Raw genomic sequence first — 4,598 nt, 5'->3', positions numbered from 1 at the left:
TAGTTTAAAGTGAGCGGTTTTGACTTGTCTACTTTAATGGGAGTATATCAATAGGTGAATTCGCCCGTAAGATGTCCATTTCCGCCCGTTAAACAGTGAAAAGCGCCCGCAAGACACTCAAATTCGCTCAATCAAATTAAAAAGAGGGACTTATCCGAGATAGTAACATCTTTTCGGATAAGCTCCCCATTTTAGTTTACATAATAATATTATACGTTAGCTGTTTCAAAAGCTGTAATGGCCTCAATAAACTGCAACCCATATTTTTCAAGCTTGCTTTCCCCGACACCGCTAATTGCTAAAAACTCTGCGGCATTCTGTGGACGTTTGGCACACATATCATGCAATGTTTTATCCGAGAATACAACAAACGGTGGTACACCCTCTTGTTTAGCAATTGCCATGCGTACAGCGCGTAGCTCTTCAAATAACGGATCTTTATCATGTACAACTTGCTGCACAACGGCTTGTCTACGATAAACACGCACCTTACCTAGCAGTACCTCTTTGCCTCGCTCTGCCACAAATATCGTTGGAAATTGACCGTTGCTCACAGCAATGAGCTGTTCGGCAATTAAAAACTCGATAAAGTTGGCAATATCCTTCACTGACATCGCTTTTAAAATACCGTATGTCGGTAATTTCTCAAAGCGAAACTCTGTCACCTTTTTATTGCGTGAGCCTGCCAGCACTTGCGCGGTAATCGTTTTTCCGAATTTCTGTCCCATGCGCACAATACAGGATAATACTTTTTGTGCATCCTCTGTTACATCCTCTTTTGGTCTTGTATCCGCACAATTATTGCACCTGCCACATGTTTCTGCGTGCTCCTCACCAAAATAGCTAATAATATACTGTTGTAAGCAGTTTTCCGTATGACAATAATCAACCATTTGCTGTAGCTTTGTTAGCTCTAACGGAATGCGTGTGCGATCCTGTGCTTGGTCAATTAAAAAGCGCTGTGTTTGCTCATCGCTAGAGGCATACAATAAAACGCATTCACTTGGCAGCCCGTCTCGCCCTGCTCTTCCCGCCTCCTGATAATAGCTTTCCATATTGCGTGGCATTTGATAATGCAGCACAAAGCGCACGTTCGTTTTATTAATGCCCATGCCAAACGCATTCGTTGCGACCATGACCTGTGCCTCATCTTGTAAAAAGCGATTTTGTTCCTCCGCACGCGATACCTCATCCATACCACCATGATATTTGGCGACACGCACACCCATTTTGCCAAGTTGCTCATACAATGAGTCGACTGCTTTTCGCGTTGCTGCATAAATAATGCCTGCCTCTGTGCGGTTATTGTTCAAAAATTGTTTCACATACACATCTTTGCTTACACCAGACTGCACAGCAAAGCGTAAATTGCTGCGCGCAAAGCCTGTAATAAATGTATGCGCCTCTTCAATCGCAAGCATTGCACGAATATCATCACAAACGGTTGGCGTCGCTGTTGCCGTTAAAGCAACAACTGTTGGGCGCTCTCCCCATAGCTGTAAAACATCTTGGATATTGCGATAGCTTGGGCGGAAATCATGACCCCATTGCGAAATACAATGCGCTTCATCCACAGCAATAAGCGGCACTTTAATCGTTGCTAATGTTTGACAAAAATAATCATTATCTAAACGCTCTGGCGCAATATACAGCATTTTAATGCGACCATTGCGCACATCTCTTAAAACGTCCTGCACTTCCTCCATTGATTGTGAGCTATTTAAAAAGGCAGCAGACACACCGCTGGCAACAAGCATATCCACTTGATCCTTCATTAACGAAATAAGCGGTGAAATGACGATTGTCGTTCCCTCTAAAGACAGTGCTGGAATTTGATAGCACAACGATTTTCCGCCACCCGTTGGCATGACGACTAATGTATCAATTCCGTCTAATACTTGGGAAATTGCCTGCTCCTGACCTATGCGAAAGGATTCATAGCCAAAATATGTTTGTAAATGCTGTTTTGCTACTTGCATCTTCAAAACTTTGAGTAACCCCCTTTTAGTTTACATAATAATATTATGGGAAAATTTACTTGTAACTAATAATTTCTCTTCATCAATGCCTGTTTCAATATCCATTTTATGCATAAGCTCCACTAGCTTATTTGTCGAAATATTACCTGTTGCACCAGGAGAAAATGGACAGCCCCCTAACCCACCAACTGAGCTATCAAAAGCGGTAATCCCCGCCTGTAATGCAGCGATTGTATTGGCATAGGCAAAGCCGTTCGTATCATGGAAATGTGCGATAAATTTCATGTTTGGATAATCCTTACGCAATTGAGCAAAGCGCTCATAAACCATTTTTGGTGTCGCTTGCCCGTTCGTATCCCCAATTGAAATTTCGTCTACCCCATGCTTTACAAAATGGCTAACGACACGTGCTACTTGCTCGTAAGAAATGGCGCCTTCATACGGGCAGCTAAAGCACATGGATACATAGCCGCGCACAAATAAGTGATGCTGCTTTGCCACTTTAAACATTTCTTCGCATTCCTGCAAAGAATCTGCAATGGCACGGCGAATATTGCGCTCATTAAATGTTTCACTCGCCCCAACAAAAACAGCAATTTGCTGCACCCCTGCTGCCAGTGCAAGCTCCAATGCCTTCATATTCGGTGTTAACACAAGAAAATCAATGCCCAAGTCTTTCGAGAACGCAACGATTTCTTGTGCATCTGCCATTTGTGGGACGGCTTTTGGGTGAACAAATGAAGCTGTTTCAATGCGCTTCACCCCTGTTTTAACAAGCTGCTCAATCAATTCTTTCTTGTGCTCTGTTGGCACAAATTTGGACTCATTTTGTAGGCCATCTCTTGGTCCTACTTCCGTAATTTCAATCATCTTCGGAAAATACATATACGCTCCCACCCCTTATTCCACATATACTATTACCTTAACCGAAATAAGGCTGAAAGAAAAGTAGGCTGGTGCACCACTTTTCTTTCAGCGTTGTTGTTTTTTTGAAATATTACTATTTTAGAAAAATGCAGGTATTCTTTGAGAAGTTAGAAATACTAGCTTTTAAAGCATTGTGTGAAATTGAATTTTGGATACTGTGAGTTATCCCGTATTAACAGATGTTTTTTGCGCGAAAGCGAAGCGGCAGCAGCAATCTTTTGGCTACAGGTTGTAAAACCACCACTGGTTTGAAAGTTCACTTTATGACTTTTTTTCTCCTGCTCGGCTAATCGCAAAGACGGCGAGGAACAATGCGAGTAGTAGTAGCGCAAAAATGATTTTCGTATAAAAATGGCTTTGCATCATATCGTAAACGAAGCCGATAAATAGCGGAATCATCGCACTCATCATAAAGCCACCTGACATCACCATCGAGCTCCACGCATTGGCTTCTTCACGATTGCGCGCTTCATTTAGAGGCAGCGTTAATGCAAGCGGGAATAAACCTCCTAATGTCACCCCTAATAGCATCGCTCCCGCCCAAATCGCACTACTTGTACCAATAAATAGACAGCTCGCCCCAATACTTCCAACTGCTAATAGTATAAATAACCATGCAATATGGTTTGGGTATTTAGCAAGGAAACTCGGTAATAGCGCATTTGTCGTTAGTTGAACAAGCGACATCGCTGTTAAAATCGTGCCTGCTGTGATGACGGAAAATCCGTGCTCCATCGCAACTGGAGCTAACCAAGTCATTAAAGAAAAGAAGAGCGATGCTTGCATACCGAAAAATAGTAATAAAATCCATGCTTTCTTTGTTTTCCATGGATTGCGAACCTCTGATGAAATCGCTGTAAATAACGTTGCTCCTTCATCTGGCTTTATCGCAAAGCGCCACACAATAAGCGCTATCACAGCAAGCACACTCCAAACGCCTAATGCTGTTGTCCATTTTCCGAAATATTCATAAAAAACAGCGGTAAAGCCCGCGCTTAAGGTAGCCCCTGCCCCCATCGCCAATGAATAAATGCTGACAACTGTCGCCACTTTATGTGGAAAATGCATTTTAATAAAGGTATTTAACATTGGGCTAATAATGGCAATGGCAAAGCCCACTAACAAGCTTGTTGCAAGGAGCATACTATAGCTCGCTGCAAACATGCGCATAAACGTAGCGACACCAATTAACGCAACGAGCATAAAAATAGCTGAACGCAAATCAAAGCGACGCTGCATCGGTACAGCAAGCGGTGCAAAAAGCCCCATACAAAAAACAGGAATGGCCGTTAACAAACTCACCTGTGTACCTGAAATATGTAAATCTGCGCGAATCGTATTTAATAATGGACCAATCGATGTAATGGCAGGTCGTAAATTCAGTGATACGATAAAAATTGCGATAATAATTAAAATTTCTTTCCACTTCATATGCATATTCCTCATTTCTTTCACAGCTCTCTTTGTAAGTTAAGCATAAAGTGAACCATCAGTCCATCCATGTTATATAAGAACAGAAAACGCTTATATAAGTTGATCTCATTTATTTTGGTAGACTGCTGAGCCCTCACTTCAACGGTACACAAAAATTATTAATAAGAGATAAAGTGACCCTTCAATCAGTGGGGGGTTTTCCTTATCCCCCACTGATTGGTGATAAAGGAACACAAGCTAAACACTTCACATCCTGTG

Annotated in this window: 3 protein-coding genes; all 3 read right to left on the bottom strand. The window is 42.1% G+C overall.

Translation table 11 applies throughout. The features are described 5' to 3' along the window. Positions 1-209: 209 nt before the first annotated feature. A complete protein-coding gene (gene recQ, locus C9J34_RS19255) occupies positions 210-1,979 on the bottom strand; it encodes a DNA helicase RecQ (protein ID WP_107841798.1) in 1,770 nt (589 codons plus the stop codon). Positions 1,980-2,009: 30 nt separating this feature from the next. After that, positions 2,010-2,864, bottom strand: a complete 855-nt coding sequence (locus tag C9J34_RS19250) for a hydroxymethylglutaryl-CoA lyase (RefSeq protein WP_107841797.1) — start codon at positions 2,862-2,864, stop codon at positions 2,010-2,012. A 303-nt stretch (positions 2,865-3,167) separates the two neighbouring features. Beyond that, positions 3,168-4,337 (bottom strand): MFS transporter, encoded by a 1,170-nt coding sequence (locus tag C9J34_RS19245; RefSeq protein WP_238600718.1) that lies wholly within the window; start codon positions 4,335-4,337, stop codon positions 3,168-3,170. Between the last annotated feature and the right edge of the window lie 261 nt (positions 4,338-4,598).

It is taken from the genome of Metasolibacillus meyeri, assembly GCF_003049505.1.
Taxonomy (GTDB): Bacteria; Bacillota; Bacilli; order Bacillales_A; family Planococcaceae; genus Metasolibacillus; species Metasolibacillus meyeri.
The sequence above is the reverse complement of the archived record's forward strand: the minus strand, read 5'-3'. Positions and strand labels throughout refer to the sequence as shown.